This window comes from Frateuria aurantia DSM 6220 (assembly GCF_000242255.2).
In the GTDB taxonomy this organism is placed as follows: Bacteria; Pseudomonadota; Gammaproteobacteria; order Xanthomonadales; family Rhodanobacteraceae; genus Frateuria; species Frateuria aurantia.
Genome location: NC_017033.1, coordinates 1,274,594 through 1,294,791 on the forward strand (window position 1 = coordinate 1,274,594; position 20,198 = coordinate 1,294,791).

Here is a 20,198-nt window from a genome sequence, read left to right on the forward strand (position 1 = left end):
GGACCGACGGCGGTATGAAGCGGGTACGGCATGCCGGATCTGACGATGCCCCGACTGCACACGCCACGGATGGTATGTCGTGCTCCGGTAGCGGCCGATACCGGTCGCCTGCTGGAGTACCGCATGCGCAATCGCGATCATCTCGAGCCCTGGGAGCCGTGGCATGACGCGTCCTATTACAGTCGCGAGGCGGTGGCTCGCAGCATTGCCCATGCCATGGCCGCGGCGCGGCTGGAGCAGGGCTATCCGTTCTGTATCTTCAGTCCTGACGAAACCGAGATCTGGGGCAGCTTCACCTTCGCCAACATCGTGCGTGGCGTGTTTCAGGCCTGTCACCTGGGTTATGGTCTGGCCGCGGACAAGCAGGGCCAGGGATTGATGCACGAGGCCCTTGAGGCAGGCCTGGAATGGGCTTTTGCCGGCCTTGGCCTGCATCGGATCATGGCCAACTACATGCCTGCCAACGTACGAAGCGGCGCCTTGCTGCAACGACTGGGATTCGAGCGGGAAGGTTACGCCCGGGATTATCTGAAAATCGCCGGGCGCTGGCAGGACCATGTGCTGACGGCACGGATCGCGCCGTCAGCCGGTATTTCAGTCGGCGTGTGAGCGCGAGCCGCCCTGGCCGCCACGACGCTGGCCGCTGCCCTGGCCGCGACCGCCACCCTGATGGCCGCCCTGCGCCCGACGCTGGCCGCCGCCATTGCCATTGCCGTTGCGCGGGCCGCGCGAACCGCGCGGCTGCTGCGGACGCTGTTGCGGGCGTGGTGCGCCGGCATCCAGTCGCAACGGCTGGCTGGGTTCAAAGCCTTCCACGTTGGCGATGGCAATGTCCTGGTTCAGCAGTTTGCGGATATCCCGCAGCAGGCCGGACTCGTCATGGCTGACCAGGGAAATGGCCAGGCCTTCGGCGCCGGCGCGGCCGGTACGACCGATGCGGTGCACATAATCCTCGGCCACCATCGGCAGGTCGAAATTGATGACTACCGGCAGCTGATCGATATCGATGCCACGTGCGGCGATGTCGGTGGCTACCAGCACGGTGGTCCTGCCGCTCTTGAAGTCGGCCAGGGCGCGGGTGCGGGCATTCTGGCTCTTGTTGCCGTGGATGGCGGCCGAACGCAGGCCGGCGGCATCCAGAAACTTCACCAGCTTGTCGGCGCCATGCTTGGTGCGGCTGAACACCAGAGTCTGGCGGCGACTGTCCTTGGCCAGCACGTGCAGCAGCAAGTCACGCTTCACCGCGGCATCGACCGGATGCACGTGATGACTGATGGTAGTGTTGACGGTATTGGGCGGAGCGACCGAGATTTCGACCGGGTTGCTCAGAAAGTCCATCGCCAGCGCCTTGATCGGCGGGGCAAAGGTGGCTGAGAACAGCAAGGTCTGCCGGTTTTTCGGCAAGGCCTGCACCACCCGCTTCAGGGCCGGCAGAAAGCCCATGTCCAGCATGCGGTCGGCTTCGTCCAGGATCAGCAGCTCGATGCCTGACAGGTCGATGGTCCGCTGCTGCATATGGTCGATCAGACGGCCCGGAGTCGCGATGACCACGTCCACGCCACGGCGCAGGGCCTGGACCTGGTTGCCCATGCCCACGCCGCCGAAGATCACGGTGCTGGTGCAATGCATATGCTTGGCATAGCTGCGCAGATTGTCGTTGACCTGGGCAGTCAGTTCACGGGTCGGGGTCAGTACCAGAGCGCGCGGCTTGCGGGCGCCACGGGCGCCGTCGCCCAGCTTCTGCAGCAGGGGCAGAGCGAAGGCGGCCGTCTTGCCGGTGCCGGTCTGGGCGGCGGCGAGCACGTCGCGACCGGCGAGTACGGCAGGAATGGCTTCGGCCTGGATCGGGGTGGGTGCGGTATAGCCCTGTTCGGCAAGCGCACGTAGCAACGCGGGCGCAAGGCCCAGCGATTCAAATGACATGGATTCAAGCTCCTGAGCAACCCGGAGCCTGTTAAAGACCGTGTTGCGTTTGAGAGGGAGAGCGGCGGGGCGCCGCGACTCGCGCGGACTGCGCGAATGTCCCAGTATAGCCTGAATGTCGGTTATCGTCAGCTGTCAGTGCGGTCTCGGCGGCCCTCGCTGTGCGGGCTTCGGACGAGGGGCCGTTGTGTTAGTCTCGCCGCCGCGTCATTTTGACCAATACCCTGGGGGTCGGATGTTTTCCTCGCTGCGTGAACTCAGCTCCACCCAACGTCATACCGTGCTGGCCAGTTTTCTGGGCTGGACCCTTGATGCGTTCGATTTTTTTCTGTTGACCTTCGTGCTGCTTGCCGTGGCCAGGGATTTCCATGCTTCGCCGGCGGTCGTGAGTCTTGGCCTGACTCTGACTTTGGCCGGCCGCCCCCTGGGCGCCTTCATCTTCGGGAGGCTGGCCGATCGTTATGGGCGGCGCCCGATTCTGATGCTGGATATCGTGCTGTTCTCGTTGTTTGAACTGGCCAGCGCGTTCGCACCCAATCTGGCCATGCTGCTGGCGACCCGTTTTCTGTTCGGGATCGCGATGGGCGGTGAATGGGGCATTGGTGCGTCCCTCGCGATGGAGTCGATTCCGGCCAGGTCGCGTGGCCTGATTTCGGGCCTGCTGCAGAGCGGCTATCCGGCGGGCTTCTTTCTGGCGGCGCTGGCCAACTGGCTGCTGATCGACCATATCGGCTGGCGCGGTCTGTTTGTGGTGGGGGCGTTGCCGGCTCTCCTGGTGATTTATATCCGTCGCAAGGTGCCCGAATCCGAAGTCTGGCAGGCCGGTCAGCATGCTCCCCGTCAGAGCTTGCTGCGAGCGATGCGCGGACACTGGAAACTGGCCTTCTATCTGATGCTGCTGATGGCGGCCTTCAACATGTTCAGTCATGGCTCGCAGGACCTCTATCACAATTTCGAAGAGACCAGCCTGCATCTGCCGGCAGGCTCGGGGGCGGCTTTCATGCTGGTGGCGATGCTGAATCTTGGCGCCCTGGTAGGCGGCTTGCTGTTCGGTGCCTTGTCGGAGCGGATAGGTCGGAGGCGGGCGATGATGCTGGCGGCCCTGTTGGCGATTCCGGCGGTGCCGCTGTGGATGTACGGCAGTTCGCTGGTCTGGCTGGCCGCGGGGGCTTTTCTGATCCAGATGATGATCCAGGGCGCCTGGGGTGTCGTACCCAGTCATCTCAATGAGCTGGCGCCCGCTGCGGTTCGTGGCACTTTGCCGGGGGTGGTCTATCAGGCCGGCAATCTGCTGGCGGCATTGACGCCGGCGGCGCAGGGCTGGATGGCCGCCCGTTGTGGTGGACTGACCACGGCGATGTCGATCTGGATCGTGGTGGTGGCCTTGTTGCTGACTTTTCTGGTCTGGGTCGGGCCGGAGGCCAAGGATGTCTCGCTGGCCGAGTCCTGATTGGGCCGAGGGCGGCGCGTGGGGCACGGAAGTCTTTGGTCCCTTTTCCCGGCCCTGCTAGACTGGCGGTTTGATCGTTTGCGAGATAAGTCATGAAGGCCGAAAAAGACAAGGTGGTCGGGTTTGATTACAGCCTGACCGTGGATGGCGAGAAGCTGGAAAGCTCGTTCGACAGCGGTGAGGCGCTGTGGGTCCTGCTGGGCCGTGGTCAATTGATCCCGGGCCTGGAAGCCGCTCTGGAAGGTCAGGAGGCCGGCGCCACGCTGTCGGTCGACATAAGCCCGGAGCAGGGCTATGGCGAACGCAGCGAGGGCATGACACAGCGCGTGCCGAAGAAGTACTTCCAGCAGGCCGCCAAGCTGAAGCCGGGCATGACCACCGTGCTGGCGCTGAAGGAGGGCGGTCATCGTGCGGTGGTGGTGCAGAAGGTCGGCATGACCACGGTCGATGTGGATCTGAACCACCCCATGGCTGGCAAGTCCCTGCATTTCGACGTCACCGTCAATGCGGTACGCGACGCCAGTGCCGAAGAGCTGGAGCATGGCCATGCCCATCCGCCGGGCGCAGAGGCTCACTGAGTTTCTTGCAGGGCTTCTGACGATACCGGCCGCGAGAGCGGCCGGTATCGTTTCACGGAAGGGATTTTTCGTGATGCCGGTACCGGCTGGTCTTCAGTCCAGTACCCGCCGGCCCCAGGCGAAGTGACTGCGCCAATAAGGGCCGTCAATATCATCCAGGCGTACCGTGCCTCCGCTGTTGGGCGCATGCACGAAGCGGCCCTTGCCTACGTAGACTCCTACATGGGAGATGTGTCCATGCCGACCGAAAAAGACCAGATCCCCGCTGATCAGGGCGGTTTGTCGCCGGATCTTCGGTCGGTCCATCGAGGCCATGGCCGATGAGGTCCTGGGCAGGGCCAGTCCGGTGGATTGCCGATAGATATAGTTGACCAGACCGCTGCAGTCGAAGCCTCCCGCCGGGGTGTTGCCGCCCCAGTGATACGGCGTGCCGACCAGGCCGATGGCCCGGATCAGGACGTCATTGGCCTCATGGGTTTCCTGGCCGGGTGGTGCGCGTGCAGGCAGATCGGCCAAGGCCGAATGCGAGGGCTTGAACGTGGCCTCGTGCGGATTGCTGGCGCAGCCGGCGAGCAGCAGCAGACATGCTGCCAGCCATGGGCCGGCTCCTAGCCGGCACGGATCCAGTGAGCTTGCCACGTTGTCATCTCCCGGGGCGGATCTCGGTTGGGATCGAGATTATCAAATCAATAACTTGGAGAGAAGTCTTCAAGATATTTTTGATGTTTTGTCCCGATCAGGATGGCTGGCGGCCAGACGCGGCGTTGCAGTACCGTGTCCACGGGGGCGATGCCAAGGGTTTTTGATGGGTGCGGGGGCGGCCCTCGAGCCGCGCCGGTGGAACGTGGTCGAAGCGCCCTGAGAATGAACCCATGTTAAATGTTGCAGAGTCTCGGAACGCTCCCTGGACCGCATGAAGCTGCGGACCTGCGTGACTGCGGACATGGCGGCTCATGCCCGCAGCGGCGCTGCACGAGCCTCGAAATGTGGGCGAAAGGAGGGGATTAATCCAATGTGTCGCAATATGTTGCGAATGACGAGGCGTGGGGTTGCATCGACGCAAATGGACATCTTGACGGCGGCTCGCGAACTCCGCAGTTTATGCCTGCCACGGCACGTGGCTGACCCATATCAGGTGTGTTCCGGACGTGATGACCGGGCGCGCCGTCTCTTTCAGTTCGAGGTTCAAACACCATGCGTAAACTTGCGATCGCTTCCCTGCTGCTGGCTGGTCTGGCTCTTTCGGGCTCCGTGTTTGCTCAGACCGATGCTCCGGCGGCCAGCAAGTCTGCCAGCACCCCGGCGACCACCGCCAAGAAGGGCAAGCATCACCACCATCATCACAAGGCTGCCAAGAAGGCTGCTCCGGCCGCTGCTGCCAGCGCCGCCTGATCATCAAGCATCGAGGCGAGTGCGGGCGTGACTCCCTTGCGGGTCACGTCTGATCGGGGCCCGGCGCAAGCCGGGCCTTTTCATTTTCGGCTTCGCGGCAATGCTGAGCTCAGCCCTGTTCGATGGTGACACCGGTCAGCAGCCCGCGAGCGATCATGCAGGCATGGCGGCGATAGGCGATCAGCTGCCATTGCTGGCCGCCGAGCTGGCGCCAGAGCATGGCCGAACGGACGGCCGCCAGCAGTCCGGTACGAACCTTGGCGACCACCTCGGGGCGCTGCAAGGTATGCGGATCACCGGTAATCATCACTCTCGGACGCAGAGTGGACAGGGTTTCGGTATATAGCTGGGCCAGCTTGTTGCAAAGCTGGGAGGTGCCGAGTTCGAAGTGTCCGCTCTGGCGCTGGATGGTGAGGATGCCTTGCTGCAGGTGTTCCATCATGGCGGGACGGCGCGCCAATGAACGCTCCAGTCGCAGCACGGCTACCGTCATGCGGACCACATTGAGCTGCCTGGGTTGGCTGTCGAGCTGGTCGACCAGATTGCGCAGGCCGACACGGACTCCGGCGACACCCTGGTAGACGGCGGGCACGGAGGGGGCGTCGATGGCGAAGATGCTGGCCATGCTGCTTTCCAGTGCGTTGTGATCGCACTGCCCGGTCTGGGCGAGCTGCTGGGTCAGGGTGGTGGCCTGGAACAGTCCGGCGAGCGCCAGTACACGCTCCTCGGTCATGGCGAAACGTTCAAACACTGGGGGATATCCAAGCTGGGGTAGGTACGGCGACTGGCTCGGACCAGCCTCCGAAGGCGGCATCGGTGGCGGTGATCACGGCGCCGCCCAGGCAGACTTCGCCGTCATAGAACACCACCGACTGGCCGGGCGTGGGCGCGCGCTGGGCATCGTCGAACCGGATCTCGAGATGGTCGCTTCCGACGGTGACCTCGCATGCCTGGTCGGGCTGTCGATAGCGGGTCTTGGCAGCGCAGCGGAATTGACCCGAGGGCGGGCGGCCATCGATCCAGGTGGCGTCCACGGCACGGATCCGGCTGGCATGCAGCCATTGGTTTTCGCCGCCCTGGGCGACCAGCAGCCGGTTGCGCGGCAGATCCTTGCCGACCACATACCAGGGCTCGCCGCTGGCTCCCTGACGCCCGCCGATACCGAGGCCGTTGCGCTGACCAAGGGTGTAGTACATGGTGCCTTGATGAGGGCCCAGGCATTGGCCGTCGACACTCCAGATCTCGCCGGGCTGCGCGGGCAGGTAGCGGCCGAGAAAGTCGCGGAAATTGCGTTCGCCGATAAAGCAGATGCCGGTCGAGTCCTTTTTGGCATGCGTCGGCAGGGCGGCTTCGCGCGCGAGCTCTCGCACCGATGACTTTTCGATCTCGCCCAGCGGAAACAGGGTGGCCGACAAGGCATCCTGGCCCAGGGCATGCAGAAAATAGCTTTGATCCTTGCTGGCATCGACCGCCTTCAGCAGCTGCCAGCGACCATCGCGCCGCGCGACGCGGGCGTAGTGACCGGTGGCGATCTGCTCGGCCCCCAGGGCACGGGCCTCGGTCAGGAAAGTCTTGAACTTGATCTCGCGGTTGCAGAGGATGTCCGGATTGGGGGTGCGGCCTGCCCGGTACTCGGCAATGAAGTGCTCGAAGACGTGCTGCCAGTAATCGGCGGCGAAGTTGCGGGCATGGAAGGGTATGCCCAGTCGCCCGCAGACCGACAGCGCATCCTTGCGGTCGGTATCCACGGTGCAGGGGCCGTCCTCGATATCCTCTTCCCAGTTCTGCATGAACAGGCCTTCCACCTCGCGGCCCTCGCGCTGCAGCAGCAGGGCTGCCACCGAGGAGTCGACGCCACCTGAAACACCGAGCATCACCTTCATGGCGCAGCCCTCGGCAGCAGGCAGTCGATGCTTTGCAGTGGCAGTCGCTGGCCGGTCAGCCAGGCATCGATGCTGAGCAGGATCATCGGTGAGCGCAGGGCATCGCCCAGCGCTTCGATCTCGGTACGACTCAGCCACAGACAGCGCTGGATGCCTGCATCCAGCGGCATCCTAGCATCATGCTCCAGGGCGGTGGCGGCAAAGCTGAATCGCAAGACTTCATCGCCATGTTCGTGGCTGTGCCACTGGTGAATGGCCACCAGATGATCGAGCTGGACCTGCCAGCCGGTTTCCTCGCGGGTCTCTCGGACCGCGGCGGCCAGCAGGCTCTCGCCGATGTCCAGGTGTCCGGCGGGCTGGTTGTAGACGATGCGATCGTTCACTTCCTCCTCAACCATCAGATAACGCCCGTCGCGATGGACGATGGTGGCGACCGTGACATGGGGGAAGGCGGATTGGGGGGCAGCTGCTTGGTTCACCGTGGAACGGACTCCATCCGGACTCGGGCCGCCGGAGGCGGCACTGGAAAAACAGGTATTGTGCCACTACCTCATGCTGAGGCGCGGACGGGCGATCACCTGCGGTACGTGCCGTTATACTTTCAAGGCAGCCAACCAGTAGAGAGCTCATGGCCCACGATCCGGACAATGATTCGCACCCGTCACACGGTGTCGCCCTTGAAGCGGCGCGACCCGAGGTGGTTCGACCGCCGATGTTCCAGGTAGTCTTGCTGAACGACGACTTCACGCCCATGGATTTCGTGGTGGAGGTTCTGCGGGGCTTTTTCAACCTGGATCAGGAGCAGGCGGTCCAGGTCATGCTGCATGTGCATACCCGCGGCAAGGGCGTATGCGGCGTGTATACCCGTGAGGTAGCGGAAACCAAGGTCACCTTGGTGAACGAATATTCACGATCCCATCAACACCCGTTATTGTGCACTATGGAAAAACTGTGACTGCCACCATGTAGTAGTCATCGCGGTCATCGCACCGCCCAATATGTTCATTGAAGTGGAGACGGTCCGCATGTTCAGCAAGGATCTCGAAGTCACCATCGGCCAGTGCTACAAGCAGGCACGCGAACATCGCCACGAGTTCATGACGGTGGAGCATCTGCTGCTGGCGCTCACCGACAACCAGTCTGCCGTCACCGCGATGCGGGCTTGCGGCGTTGATCTGCCGCGCCTGTCGGCCGACCTGCAGCGCATCATCGACGAGACCGTGCCGGTGCTGCCGGCCGGCGACGAGCGTGACACCCAGCCCACGCTCGGTTTCCAGCGCGTACTGCAGCGCGCGGTCTACCATGTGCAATCGGCCAATCGCAAGGAAGTCACCGGCGCCAACGTGCTGGTGGCCATTTTCGGCGAGAAGGATTCCCATGCCGTGTATTTCCTGCACCAGCAGGAAGTGAGTCGGCTGGATGTGGTCAACTATATTTCCCACGGCATTGCCAAGGTGGCAGACGAGGCGGCCAGTGGTGGCGCGCCTGCCGCCGAGCGTGAGGGCGAGGAGGGCGGTGAGGGCAAGAGCAGCCCGCTGCACGAATATGCCAGCAACCTCAATGAGCTGGCCCTGGAGGGCAAGATCGATCCGTTGATCGGCCGTCAGGACGAGATCGAGCGGACCGTGCAGGTGCTCTGCCGTCGCCGCAAGAACAATCCGCTGTTCGTCGGCGAGGCCGGTGTCGGCAAGACGGCACTGGCGGAAGGGCTGGCCAAGCGCATCGTCGATGGCGAGGTGCCGGAAGTGCTGGAGGGCGCCACCATCTGGTCGCTGGACCTGGGCGCGCTGGTGGCCGGCACCAAATACCGCGGCGATTTCGAAAAGCGGCTGAAGGGCGTGATCACCCAGCTGAAGAAGCAGCCGGACGCGATTCTGTTCATCGACGAGATCCATACCATCATCGGTGCGGGCTCGGCCTCGGGCGGGACCATGGATGCCGGCAATCTGATCAAGCCGCTGCTGGCTTCGGGCGAGCTGCGCTGCATCGGTTCGACCACCTTCCAGGAGTTCCGCGGTGTGTTCGAGAAGGATCGCGCACTGGCCCGGCGGTTCCAGAAGATCGATGTGGTCGAGCCCTCGGTGGCCGACAGCCTGGAAATCCTCAAGGGTCTGAAGTCGCGTTTCGAGGATCATCACAACATCAGCTACACCGCCGAGGCGCTGCGGGCGGCGGTGGACCTGTCGGTCAAGCATATTCCCGACCGGTTGCTGCCCGACAAGGCCATCGACGTCATCGACGAGGCGGGTGCCCGGCAGCGGCTGCTCCCTGAAGACCAGCGCACCGGTACCGTGGATGTGCCCGAGGTGGAATATATCGTGGCCAAGATGGCACGGATTCCGGCCAAGCAAGTCTCCGCATCGGATCGTGATGTGCTGCGCAATCTGGAGCGCAATCTGAAAATGGTCGTGTTCGGTCAGGATGCGGCGATCGAGGCCCTGGCGGCGTCGATCAAGATGGCGCGCTCGGGTCTGGGCAATCCGGACAAGCCGATCGGGTCTTTCCTGCTGGCCGGCCCGACCGGTGTCGGCAAGACCGAGGTCACCCGTCAGCTAGCCATGCAGCTGGGGATCGAGATGATCCGCTTCGACATGTCCGAATACATGGAGGCCCACTCGGTGTCGCGGCTGGTCGGCGCCCCTCCGGGCTATGTCGGCTTTGATCAGGGCGGCCTGCTGACCGAGGCGGTCACCAAGCATCCGCATGCCGTGCTGCTGCTGGACGAGATCGAGAAGGCGCATCCCGATGTATTCAATATCCTGCTGCAGGTGATGGATCGCGGCGTGCTGACCGATACCAATGGCCGTGAAGCCAACTTCAAGAATGTGGTCCTGGTGATGACGACCAATGCCGGGGCTCAGTATGCTTCACGCCGCAGCATCGGCTTCCTCAAGCAGAACCATGCCACGGACGCGATGGAAATCATCCGGCGGGCCTTTACGCCTGAATTCCGCAATCGTCTGGATGCCATCGTCCAGTTCAATCCGCTGGATTTCGATCATATTCTGCGGGTGGTCGACAAATTCCTGATCGAGCTGGAGGCGCAGCTGGGCGAGAAGCACGTGGTGCTGGATGTGGATGCCGAGGCGCGGCGCTGGATGGCCGAGAACGGCTTTGATCCGCAGATGGGAGCCCGGCCGATGGCGCGGGTGATCCAGGATCGGGTCAAGCGCGTGCTGGCCGACGAATTGCTGTTCGGCAAGCTGGCCGATGGCGGCAAGGTCCTGCTCGGCGTCAAGGACGGCGAGCTGTCGGTGACCAGCGAGGCGGCAGAAGCCGTACCGGCCGAGGTGGACTGAGTCCGCTTCTGCGGGCACGGAAAAACGGCGTCGCCTCAAGGGCGACGCCGTTCGCAATCCGTGATCAAGCCGGCAGGCGCAAACGCCTTGACGGTTGTCTGCAGGATTACTTCATGCGGTAGGTGATCCGGCCCTTGGTCAAATCGTAAGGCGTCATTTCCACCTTGACCTTGTCACCAGTCAGGATGCGGATGTAATGCTTGCGCATCCGGCCGGAGATGTGGGCGATAATGACGTGCCCGTTTTCCAGCTGTACGCGGAACATCGTGTTGGGCAGGGTCTCCTGGACCGTGCCTTCCATTTCGATTACGTCGTCTTTAGCCATGCTTTCCGTTAAAGGCAGTGTGGCCCTTCGGCCGATAAGTCCGCTATTGTGCCATGGATCGCCGGCAGATCAAAGTCATGGCGAGGCGGGTCGACGGCAGTGTGGCGAAGCGGTGCCATAGCCGGCCCGGTGAGTCGCAACTCAAGGATGGCCGGAATGAACCAGGCCGGGCTGCCGGCGCGGTCATCACGGACCCGGCAAGCGGGTCTCAGCTGAGATGCTGCTTGAATTTGCGACGGATTTCCTGCTCGATCATCGGCTTCAGCGGGGTCATCAGCAGGCCCAGTTCGATTTCGATGCGGACGCTGTCCGGATCGACCGTCACCCGGCCATTCAGACCGGAGCGCGAGAAGCGGTAGCAGTCACCGCTCCATTCACCCTGAGTACCGAATTGTTCATGCATGTTCGAAACGATCTTATCAATGCGCTGACGGGCTTCGGCTTGCGGCAGGTGACAGGGCTCTCGGACGTCGACTTTCGACATGATGGATATCCGGTCAAAAGGTCGATTATAGCGGCAAGCGCCGGCGGCCGTGTTCGCCGCGGGCTGGGACGCTTCTGTTAAAGTTTCCGCCAATCACCGGCAGTTGTACTCGATGCGTATCGAATTCCCCCATTCCGACCGTGAAGACTTCCTGTGGACGGGCGACCGTTTGCGTATCGGCAGCGGTGCGGACAACGACCTTCAGCTGTTCCAGGACGCGGCAGCCGAGCACCATGCGGTGATCCGGCTGGATCCGGCGATCGGTTTGATTCTGGAGGTGGTGGCTGGTGCCGACCGGGTCTATGTCAATGCCCGTCCGGTGCGGGAGCGGGCCATGTTGCGCTATGGCGATATTCTCGGTCTGGGCCGAAGCCGGATGCTGCTTTGTGCCGATGCCGTGACGGATGTCGCGGCTGAAAAGGCGGTTCCGGCGATAGGGGCTTCAACCGGAGTGATCGGCATTCGAGCGGTCGCCGGTCCGCTGTCCGGCAAGGTCTGGTCGCTGACCCGTCAGCTTCGCTTCGGGACGGGCGGCATCGCCTTGCCGATGGCATCGGGTGAATCGGTCTGTTTCGATATCGAGCGAGCGCCGCAAGGCCTGCTGTTGCTGGCCACGATGCAGTCCGCGCGCTTTCCCCTGCGGGTCAATGGTCTGGTGGCGAGTCTGCCTCGGCGGTTGTTGCCAGGCGACCAGGTCGGCCTGGGCATGCATCGCTGGGTGGTCGAAGCGCCGGGGCTGCTGGCCGACCGGGTTGAGCCCGTCCCGCCCGCGCCTTCGCCGGCGATCGGGCCCGAAGTCACGGCCGCTCCGCGCGGGGAAGTGTGGTGGCTGATCCTGACCGCCGCCATTCTGGCGATGGGCATTGCCTTGGTCTTGTGGATTCATCGCTGAATCAGGCGGCCCATCGATCTTCCCGGGGCGATGATCGAAAGGATGGCCAGCCGTCCGTTGCTCTGGCGCGCGGCGCAGGCGTGTCGCTGATGGCGGCGATCCGCGCCGTGCGGATCAAGGCATAATGTCTGCATCGTGATGACAAGGGCAGCGTCAGTGAGCAGAGTATGGAATTTCAGTGCCGGACCGGCAGCCTTGCCGCTTGAGGTCCTGCAGCAGGCCCAGGCCGACTTGCTGGACTGGAACGGCAGCGGAGCTTCGGTGATGGAGCTTTCCCATCGCGGCAAGCCGTTCATGGCCATGGCCGCACAGGCCGAGGCCGACCTTCGCGAATTGCTGGCGATTCCCGCGCATTATGCGGTGCTGTTTCTGCAGGGCGGTGCGACCCAGCATTTTGCCCAGATCCCGATGAATCTCGCAGCACCGGGAGATCGTGCCGATTATGTGCTGACCGGGCATTGGAGCGAAAAGGCCGTCAGCGAGGCCGGGCCTTATGTGCAGACCCGGATCGTGGCCAGCAGCAAGGAGCAGGGCTATCGTTGCCTGCCGTTGGTGGATACCGCCGCGCTGGATCCGGACGCGGCCTATCTGCACTATGTCGCCAACGAAACCATACATGGCATCGAATGGCGGCAGCCGCCCCCGTCGGGTCACCTGCCGCTGGTGGCCGACATGTCCTCGAACATCCTGTCGGCACCCGTGGACATCGAGCGCCATGGCATCGTTTATGCCGGTGCCCAGAAGAATATTGGTCCATCCGGCCTGGTGGTGATGATCATCCGTCGCGATCTGCTGGCACGGGAAGGGCGGCCCATGGCCAACGTGCTGCGCTATCGCGAGCAGGCCGCGGCCGACTCGATGCTGAATACGCCCAACACCTGGGGCTGGTATCTGGCAGGGCTGACCTTCAAGTGGATTCTGGCCCAGGGTGGACTGGCGGCGATCGAGGCCGGCAATATCCGCAAGTCCGGCCTGTTGTACCAGGCCATCGACGGCTCCGGCGGCTTCTATCGCAATCCGGTGGATCCGGCGGCCCGCTCGCGCATGAACGTGCCTTTCACTCTGCATGATCCGGCACTGGATGCCCTGTTCCTTGAGCAGTCCGCGGCGGCAGGCTTGATGGCGCTGAAGGGACACAAGGCGGTAGGCGGCATGCGCGCCTCGATCTACAACGCGGTGCCGCTGGCGGCTGTGGAGGCGCTGGTCGCCTTCATGGCCGAGTTTGCCCGTCGCTACGGTTGATTTCTGCCCGGCTGGGCAGGAGTTTGCGATTTGAGGCACTATGGCTGCCCCCCCACCATGAATTCAAGACGCCGATATCTCCATCATGAATGATCAAAAACCCTCGCTCACCGATGTACGTGAGCGCATCGACCATATCGATCAACAGATCCAGTCGCTGATTTCCGAGCGTGCCAATTGGGCGCGGGAAGTGGCCAAGGTCAAGGGCGAGGGGCTATCGGCCATTGATTATTATCGACCCGAGCGCGAAGCCCATGTACTGCGCATGGTGGTGGATCGCAATCAGGGGCCGCTGACCGATGCCGAGATGGTGCGGTTGTTTCGCGAGATCATGTCCTCCTGTCTGGCCCAGGAAGACCCGTTGAAGATCGGCTTTCTGGGGCCGGAAGGCACCTTCAGCGAACAGGCGGTCCGCAAGCATTTCGGTCATGCCGCCTACGGTCTGCCGTTGGGCAGCATCGAGGAAGTGTTCCAGGAAGTCGTCGCCGGAAATGCGGACTTCGGCGTGGTGCCGGTGGAAAACTCGGGACAGGGCATGATCCAGATCACCCTGGACATGTTCCTCAGCTCCGAGGCCAGGATCTGCGGCGAAGTCGAGCTGCGGGTGCATCAGTGCCTGCTCTCGCGCACCGGCCGGCTGGAGGATATCAAACGGGTCTATTCCCATCCGCAGTCACTGCAGCAATGCAAGACCTGGTTGCGCATCAATCTGCCCTGGGCAGAACGGATTCCGGTCACCAGCAACGCCGAGGCCGCTCGTCTGGCACGTCACGCCGATGATGCGGCCGCCATCGCCGGCCAGTCCGCCGGTCATGTCTATGGCCTGAAGACCGTAGGCGAGGCCATCGAGGATCGCGCCGACAATACCACCCGTTTCCTGGTGATCGGCCGCAAGCTGTTCCCGCCCTCCGGCAATGACCGCACCTCGCTGCTGGTCACCGTCAATGACAAGCCCGGCGCCCTGTATGACGTGCTCAGCCCGCTGGCCCGTCACGGGATCAGTCTCAATCGCATCGAGTCACGACCCTCGCATGACGGCAAGTGGCAGTACGCCTTCTTTATCGACGTCTCCGGCCACAGTGCCGACACGCCCATCAAGGAAGCGCTGGTCGAGATGGAAGCCAGTCTGGCCGATCTGCGGGTGCTGGGCTCTTATCCGGTGGCCTTGCCCTGAGATGGATGTCCGCCTAGCGGGCCGGTGAATTGCAAGGTGCCCGGCGACGGGTGCCGACGGAGTAGATGCAAGTGAACGTTTTGAATTGGAAGAGCAGCCCGAACGGTCCGCTGCGCGGCACCCTGCGTGTGCCCGGCGACAAGTCGGTGTCGCACCGCGCGATGATGCTGGCCGGGCTGGCCGATGGCAGCTCGCGGATCGAGGGCTTTCTGGAAGGCGAGGATACCTTGTCCACCGCCGCGGTGATGCAGGCTCTGGGCGTGCGCATCGAGGCCGATCAGCCCGGTGTGCGTATCGTGCATGGGGTGGGCCTGCACGGGCTGAAGGGCGTCGGACAGCCGCTGGACTGCGGCAATGCCGGTACCGGCATGCGCCTGCTGACCGGGCTGCTGGCGGGCCAGGCGTTCGACTCGACCCTGGTCGGCGATGAGTCGCTGTCCAGACGGCCGATGGGGCGGGTGACCGAGCCGCTCAGCGCCATGGGGGCCAGCTTCAGCACCGAGGATGGTCGTCCGCCGGTACGGATCCATGGCGGCAAGGCCTTGCACGGCATCAGCTACACCTTGCCGGTGGCCAGTGCCCAGGTGAAATCGGCCTTGCTGCTGGCGGGCCTGTATGCCGAGGGCGAAACCGAGGTCATCGAGCCGCATCCCACCCGCGACTATACCGAGCGGATGTTGGCGGCCTTTGGCTGGCCGATCCGTTTCGAGCCCGGCCGTGCCCGCCTGAGCGGCGGTCATCGCCTGCAGGCGACGGATGTCGTGGTGCCGGCCGATTTCTCCTCGGCGGCCTTCTTTCTGGTGGCCGCCAGTATCGTGCCCGGCTCCGAGCTGGTGCTGGCGAGGGTCGGTCTCAACCCGCGACGTACCGGACTGCTGCAGGCGTTGCGCCTGATGGGCGCCGACATCCGGGTAGAGAACGAAGGGGTCAGCGGTGGTGAGGCCATTGCCGATCTGCGCGTGCGCCATGCCCGCCTCAAGGGCGTCGAGCTGCCGCCGAGTCTGGTGCCCGACATGATCGACGAATTTCCGGCCCTGTTTGTGGCCGCCGCCGTCGCCGAGGGCCGTACCGTGGTCACCGGCGCCGCCGAGCTGAGGGTCAAGGAGTCCGATCGTCTGGCCGCCATGGCTCGTGGCCTTCAAGGGCTGGGCGTGGTGGTGGAGGAAAGTCCGGACGGCGCCGTCATCCATGGCGGTCGTATCGGCGGCGGGCAGGTCGAGAGTCTGGGCGACCATCGCATCGCGATGAGCTTTGCGGTGGCCGGTCTGGTCGCCGAAGGGCCGATCCGGATCGGGGACTGCGCCAATGTGGCGACGTCGTTCCCGGGCTTCGTCGAATTGGCCAATGACTGCGGATTCAGCGTGGCCGACGCCGACTGAGTGATTGCCCCGTTCCGGGCCTGGATCTGGGCCCGGAACGGGCTGTTGTCAAACTGCGGAAATCAAGCATGCAAGTTCAGGATCTGCCCCCGTTCGTGATCGCCATTCCGGCCCGCCACGGCTCCAGCCGGCTGCCCGGCAAGCCCTTGCGTCTGATCGGTGGCCAGCCGATGATCGTGCGGGTGGTCGAGGCCGCGCGCCGTGCCGGCGCGCAAGAGGTGGTCGTGGCCAGCGACGACGATCGCATCGCCGAGGCGCTGGCGGTGCATGGCGTCGAGGTCTGCATGACGCGAAGCGATCATGCCTCGGGCAGTGATCGACTGGCCGAATGTGCCGCGATCCGGCAGTGGCCGGATGACACCATCGTGGTCAATCTGCAGGGGGACGAGCCGTTCGCGCCCGCCGCCGGCATCCATGCGGTGGTGCGGGCGCTGGCCGCCGACGCGGCGCCGATGGCGACGCTGGCGACGCCGATCCGCGACATTGATGAGGTGTTTGATCCCAATGTCGTCAAGCTGGTGCGTGATCTGCGCGGCCGGGCCCTGTACTTCAGTCGTGCCCCGTTGCCCTGGGCGCGTGATGAATTCGCGCGGGATCGTCAGCGCCTGCCGGACAACCTGCCGTATCTGCGGCATATCGGTCTGTATGCCTATCGCGCCGGTTTTCTGCGCCGCTATGCCGAACTGACGCCGACGCCGCTGGAGCAGGCCGAGTCGCTGGAGCAGCTGCGCGTGCTGGAGCACGGCCATGCCATCGCCACCGCGATCAGTCCGACGCTTTTTCCACCCGGAGTGGACACGGCCGAGGATCTGCAGCGTGCCGAGACCTGGTGGCAGCAGCAAGTCCACAGCTGATGCGGTTGCGATTCCTGGTGGCGTGAGGTCGTCACGGGACGGGGTGGCCGCTTGAGGCGTGGTGAGGATGTCGAGCCGCCGTCAGTGCCGATCGAGGGCGGGCAGGGCGGCGACGGCGGCATGCAGGGCATCGAATACCACGCGAACGCGCGGTGAAACCGGACCGCGCTGAGGCCGGTAGATATACAGCCCCCAGGCCGGCGGCTCATGGCCGGCCAGCAGCCGGATCAGCTGTCCGTTCCGGATCAGGGGGGCCACCATATAGTCGGCCATTTGTGCCAGACCGAGGCCCTCCAGCACGCCGGCCAGCTCCATGTCCGCATCATCGGCGATCAGGGCGGGCTTGTCGGGGGCGAACTGCTGGCCGCCGGCCAGATACCAGGGCCATGGCCGTCCGGTATTGATATCCACCGCGGCGATCAGCGGCAGGCTGGCCAGTGAATCGGGTTCTGCAGGCGCTCCGGTCTTCGCGATCAATTCGGGACTGGCCACGATATGCAGCCTCATGTCGCGGGCCTTTCTTGCGACAAAGCGGCTGTCGCGCATGAACCCCACCCGGATGCCGACATCGATGCCTTCGTCCACGGCATCGGCGACCTGATCGCTGAGTCTCACATCCAGTGCCAGTTCCGGATGCCGGCGGGTGATCTCTCTCACGGCGGCAATGACGGCTCGCGAGCCCATGCTGTGCGGCGCGCTGATCCTCACCGTGCCGTTGATCTCGACATCGCGCTGGCGGGAGGGTGCCTCCCACAGTTGATCGAACTGCTCGAGCAGTGGCCGGCTGCGTCGAAGCAACTCCTCGCCGAAGCGGGTGATACGGATCTGGCGGGTGTTGCGATGGAACAGCAGCTCGCCATAGTGATGCTCCAAGGCCTGGACGGCCCGGGTAACGGCCTGGGGGGAGTGGCCGAGGCGTACGGCGGCTTCGCGGAAACTGCTGGCTTCGGCCGCCGCACGGAATATCTTCAGGAGTTCAAGTTCGCTGTTCACGGCAGGGATCCGACAAACTGAATAGTTTCATCTGAAGGAATTATAGGGTTCCGTCAATTCCACTGTCGTGAGTGTGACGTGGCGCAGAGAGCGAGGCCCTCCACCCACTGTCGCCTGCAGTTGCCATCCTGCTTTTCTCCGGTTTCATCGAGCCTCATGATCAGCCCCTGGATCTTGGCGACCGCAAAGCCCTGATGTCCATGCTGGCTCACGAGGTAGCCCATGGCTTCAACCAGGGGCTGCGCGAGGTCGGCGTGGAGGGCTTTGGGCCGGTCCATGCTGTGGATGGATATCGTGCGCCACGAACAACTGCGGACAAGTCCATGTCATGTATCGTGCTGAGGACTGTCGACATCGGCTGACAGCTCCGCGGTCTGGCACGGGTGGTCGGGGAGCAGCGGTGACAGTGCGGCCCGGCGGCCTCGCCGCTGGCGAGTCGCGACCGGCTTCACAGGTATTCCTCTTCAAGGAATTATGAAATGCGGACAATTCCATTTACCAGCGATCCTCTCCGGTCGATACTGTGCGCCATGTCATCGCAATCAGTAGACGGAGCACGGTCAGTCATGACTTTCCGGTTGTCGCCGGACCGTTGCGCCACTGTCCGCCTGTCATCCTGTGCATCGCGATACCAGACCCATCCGTTTTCCCTGCAAGGAGTCGTTTCATGAAATCCCGTGCCGCCGTTGCTTTTGGACCCGGTCAGCCGCTCAAGGTCGTGGAGATCGATGTCGCGCCGCCCAGGAAGGGCGAAGTGCTGGTCAAGATCACCAGTACCGGCGTCTGCCATACCGACGCCTTCACCTTGTCGGGTGACGATCCGGAAGGCCTGTTTCCTGTCGTGTTGGGGCATGAAGGCGCCGGCGTGGTGGTCGAAGTGGGCGAGGGCGTGACCAGCGTCAAGCCGGGCGATCATGTCATTCCGCTGTATACCGCTGAATGCGGCGAATGTCTGTTCTGCAAGAGCGGCAAGACCAATCTGTGCGTGGCGGTTCGTGCCACCCAAGGCAAGGGCGTGATGCCGGATGGCACTACCCGCTTCAGCTACGAGGGGCAGCCGCTGTATCACTACATGGGCTGCTCGACCTTCAGCGAATACACCGTGGTGGCTGAAGTCTCCCTGGCCAAGATCAATCCCGAGGCCAATCCCGAGCATGTCTGTCTGCTTGGCTGCGGCGTGACCACCGGTATCGGTGCCGTGCACAACACCGCCAAGGTGCAGGAGGGCGACAGTGTGGCGGTGTTCGGTCTGGGCGGCATCGGTCTGGCCGTGATCCAGGGTGCCCGTCAGGCCAAGGCCGGCCGCATCATCGCGATCGACACCAATCCTGCCAAGTTCGATCTTGCCAGGCAGTTCGGTGCCACCGATTTCATCAACCCCAAGGATCATCAGCGCCCGATCCAGGAAGTCATCGTGGAAATGACCGGCTGGGGCGTGGACCATAGCTTCGAATGCATCGGCAACGTCAACGTGATGCGTGCGGCCTTGGAATCGGCCCATCGGGGCTGGGGCCAGAGCGTGGTCATCGGCGTGGCCGGTGCGGGTCAGGAAATCTCCACCCGGCCGTTCCAGCTGGTTACCGGTCGTCGCTGGCTGGGCAGCGCTTTCGGTGGCGTGAAGGGACGCAGCCAGCTGCCGGGCATGGTCGAGGATGCCATGCGCGGCGAGATTGATCTGGCGCCGTTCGTGACCCATACCATGGGACTGGAGTCGATCAACGAGGCCTTCGAGCTGATGCACGAAGGCAAGTCCATCCGCAGCGTCATCAATTATTGATGATGTCGGCAGGTCGCTCTGGTGACCTGCCGGATCCAGGATCGAGCCGGCATGGGGCGGCGGTGTCGACCCAGATGCTCGGGGCCGGGCGGCTACAAGCGGTAGCCCAGGGCCTGCAGCCTGGCGTGGACGAAGGCCAGCTGTGCTCTGACCCTGGCTTCATGCTCGGCAGCAGGTGGAGCACTGGATGCTTCGTCGATGTCAGCGCCTTGCCTGGCGCGGAAGCCTTTTCGCCACAGGTCGGATCCACCGGCGGTGACGGCGATACTCGGATTGAGCGCGATATTTCCGGAGCAGGGCGCTGACGATGCGTGGCATGCGACTGAGTGATGAATGTAAAACAAAATATTCATCAGTCAATGCGGGGTCGGCTGCCGACGTATCAGGCGGCGCGGCTGCCGCCGGTTTCGTTCCAGGCTTCCTCGACTCGATGCCGCTACAAGCGGGCAGCACGCGTGGTCATCTGGCGCTGATCAGGTGGACGTGTCTGGCCACGGCTCGTTGCGGATGGATGCCGTGCCGGGTCCAAATCGATACCGGAATCTCCTGCTTC

The 20,198-nt window shown here is 63.7% G+C and carries 21 protein-coding genes; 12 read left to right on the forward strand and 9 right to left on the reverse strand.

Going from position 1 to position 20,198, the window contains the following annotated elements; genetic code table 11:
• Positions 1 to 45: 45 nt before the first annotated feature.
• Entirely contained in the window at positions 46 to 609 is a 564-nt protein-coding gene (rimJ, locus tag FRAAU_RS05835) for a ribosomal protein S5-alanine N-acetyltransferase (protein WP_014402642.1), read from the forward strand.
• Here the strand turns inward: rimJ and FRAAU_RS05840 are convergent.
• Entirely contained in the window at positions 595 to 1,923 is a 1,329-nt protein-coding gene (locus tag FRAAU_RS05840) for a DEAD/DEAH box helicase (RefSeq protein ID WP_014402643.1), read from the reverse strand. The genes rimJ and FRAAU_RS05840 overlap by 15 nt on opposite strands.
• Before the next feature lie 235 nt (positions 1,924 to 2,158).
• On the opposite strand from FRAAU_RS05840, the gene FRAAU_RS05845 reads away from it, so the two are divergent.
• Together FRAAU_RS05845 and FRAAU_RS05850 are read left to right on the forward strand one after the other, a co-directional pair.
• Positions 2,159 to 3,373: an MFS transporter gene (locus FRAAU_RS05845; RefSeq protein ID WP_014402644.1), complete on the forward strand. Its 1,215-nt coding sequence runs from the start codon at positions 2,159 to 2,161 to the stop codon at positions 3,371 to 3,373.
• Between the two features lie 92 nt (positions 3,374 to 3,465).
• Positions 3,466 to 3,951, forward strand: coding sequence for an FKBP-type peptidyl-prolyl cis-trans isomerase (locus FRAAU_RS05850; RefSeq protein ID WP_014402645.1), 486 nt, complete (start codon positions 3,466 to 3,468; stop codon positions 3,949 to 3,951).
• Positions 3,952 to 4,044: 93 nt separating this feature from the next.
• On the opposite strand, the gene FRAAU_RS05855 is transcribed toward FRAAU_RS05850, so the two are convergent.
• Complete coding sequence (locus FRAAU_RS05855) at positions 4,045 to 4,590, reverse strand: C40 family peptidase (protein WP_014402646.1); 546 nt, start codon at positions 4,588 to 4,590, stop codon at positions 4,045 to 4,047.
• 555 nt (positions 4,591 to 5,145) lie between these two features.
• Here FRAAU_RS05855 and FRAAU_RS05860 point away from each other — a divergent pair.
• Positions 5,146 to 5,343 (forward strand): hypothetical protein, encoded by a 198-nt coding sequence (locus tag FRAAU_RS05860; protein WP_014402647.1) that lies wholly within the window; start codon positions 5,146 to 5,148, stop codon positions 5,341 to 5,343.
• Between the two features lie 109 nt (positions 5,344 to 5,452).
• Here FRAAU_RS05860 and hflD read toward each other — a convergent pair whose 3' ends face one another.
• Genes hflD through FRAAU_RS05875 form a run of 3 tightly spaced genes read right to left on the reverse strand, consistent with a single transcriptional unit; the run spans position 5,453 to position 7,705 of the window.
• Positions 5,453 to 6,076, reverse strand: a complete 624-nt coding sequence (gene hflD, locus FRAAU_RS05865; RefSeq protein WP_041270406.1) for a high frequency lysogenization protein HflD — start codon at positions 6,074 to 6,076, stop codon at positions 5,453 to 5,455.
• 10 nt (positions 6,077 to 6,086) lie between these two features.
• Positions 6,087 to 7,226: a tRNA 2-thiouridine(34) synthase MnmA gene (gene mnmA, locus FRAAU_RS05870; protein ID WP_014402649.1), complete on the reverse strand. Its 1,140-nt coding sequence runs from the start codon at positions 7,224 to 7,226 to the stop codon at positions 6,087 to 6,089.
• Complete coding sequence (locus FRAAU_RS05875; protein ID WP_014402650.1) at positions 7,223 to 7,705, reverse strand: NUDIX hydrolase; 483 nt, start codon at positions 7,703 to 7,705, stop codon at positions 7,223 to 7,225. The genes mnmA and FRAAU_RS05875 overlap by 4 nt, the downstream gene beginning before the upstream one ends.
• A gap of 149 nt (positions 7,706 to 7,854) precedes the next feature.
• Here FRAAU_RS05875 and clpS point away from each other — a divergent pair, with 149 nt between their 5' ends.
• On the forward strand, positions 7,855 to 8,181 hold the full coding sequence (gene clpS / locus FRAAU_RS05880) for an ATP-dependent Clp protease adapter ClpS (RefSeq protein ID WP_014402651.1): 327 nt from the start codon (positions 7,855 to 7,857) through the stop codon (positions 8,179 to 8,181).
• A gap of 70 nt (positions 8,182 to 8,251) precedes the next feature.
• A complete protein-coding gene (clpA, locus tag FRAAU_RS05885) occupies positions 8,252 to 10,525 on the forward strand; it encodes an ATP-dependent Clp protease ATP-binding subunit ClpA (RefSeq protein ID WP_014402652.1) in 2,274 nt (757 codons plus the stop codon).
• A 106-nt stretch (positions 10,526 to 10,631) separates the two neighbouring features.
• On the opposite strand, the gene infA is transcribed toward clpA, so the two are convergent.
• Both infA and FRAAU_RS05895 read right to left on the reverse strand, forming a co-directional pair.
• The gene (infA, locus tag FRAAU_RS05890; protein ID WP_014402653.1) at positions 10,632 to 10,850 is read right to left on the reverse strand and encodes a translation initiation factor IF-1; all 219 of its coding nucleotides are present in this window, start codon (positions 10,848 to 10,850) and stop codon (positions 10,632 to 10,634) included.
• Positions 10,851 to 11,058: 208 nt separating this feature from the next.
• Positions 11,059 to 11,334 carry a polyhydroxyalkanoic acid system family protein gene (locus FRAAU_RS05895; protein WP_014402654.1) on the reverse strand — a complete coding sequence of 92 codons (276 nt, stop codon included), beginning with the start codon at positions 11,332 to 11,334 and terminating at the stop codon, positions 11,059 to 11,061.
• A gap of 112 nt (positions 11,335 to 11,446) precedes the next feature.
• Here FRAAU_RS05895 and FRAAU_RS05900 point away from each other — a divergent pair, with 112 nt between their 5' ends.
• The 5 genes from FRAAU_RS05900 to kdsB all read left to right on the forward strand — a co-directional run bounded on the left by FRAAU_RS05900 (position 11,447) and on the right by kdsB (position 16,875).
• Positions 11,447 to 12,226, forward strand: a complete 780-nt coding sequence (locus tag FRAAU_RS05900; protein ID WP_014402655.1) for an FHA domain-containing protein — start codon at positions 11,447 to 11,449, stop codon at positions 12,224 to 12,226.
• Positions 12,227 to 12,382: 156 nt separating this feature from the next.
• Positions 12,383 to 13,468, forward strand: a complete 1,086-nt coding sequence (serC, locus tag FRAAU_RS05905) for a 3-phosphoserine/phosphohydroxythreonine transaminase (RefSeq protein ID WP_014402656.1) — start codon at positions 12,383 to 12,385, stop codon at positions 13,466 to 13,468.
• Between the two features lie 85 nt (positions 13,469 to 13,553).
• Positions 13,554 to 14,642, forward strand: a complete 1,089-nt coding sequence (gene pheA / locus FRAAU_RS05910; RefSeq protein WP_014402657.1) for a prephenate dehydratase — start codon at positions 13,554 to 13,556, stop codon at positions 14,640 to 14,642.
• Positions 14,643 to 14,707: 65 nt separating this feature from the next.
• A complete protein-coding gene (aroA, locus tag FRAAU_RS05915) occupies positions 14,708 to 16,021 on the forward strand; it encodes a 3-phosphoshikimate 1-carboxyvinyltransferase (protein ID WP_041270407.1) in 1,314 nt (437 codons plus the stop codon).
• A gap of 68 nt (positions 16,022 to 16,089) precedes the next feature.
• The gene (kdsB, locus tag FRAAU_RS05920) at positions 16,090 to 16,875 is read left to right on the forward strand and encodes a 3-deoxy-manno-octulosonate cytidylyltransferase (RefSeq protein WP_014402659.1); all 786 of its coding nucleotides are present in this window, start codon (positions 16,090 to 16,092) and stop codon (positions 16,873 to 16,875) included.
• 81 nt (positions 16,876 to 16,956) lie between these two features.
• Here kdsB and FRAAU_RS05925 read toward each other — a convergent pair whose 3' ends face one another.
• Entirely contained in the window at positions 16,957 to 17,868 is a 912-nt protein-coding gene (locus FRAAU_RS05925; RefSeq protein ID WP_014402660.1) for a LysR family transcriptional regulator, read from the reverse strand.
• Between the two features lie 53 nt (positions 17,869 to 17,921).
• Positions 17,922 to 18,146, reverse strand: coding sequence for a hypothetical protein (locus FRAAU_RS05930; protein ID WP_041270408.1), 225 nt, complete (start codon positions 18,144 to 18,146; stop codon positions 17,922 to 17,924).
• Between the two features lie 389 nt (positions 18,147 to 18,535).
• On the opposite strand from FRAAU_RS05930, the gene FRAAU_RS05935 reads away from it, so the two are divergent.
• Positions 18,536 to 19,645: an S-(hydroxymethyl)glutathione dehydrogenase/class III alcohol dehydrogenase gene (locus FRAAU_RS05935; RefSeq protein ID WP_014402661.1), complete on the forward strand. Its 1,110-nt coding sequence runs from the start codon at positions 18,536 to 18,538 to the stop codon at positions 19,643 to 19,645.
• Positions 19,646 to 20,198: the final 553 nt, after the last annotated feature.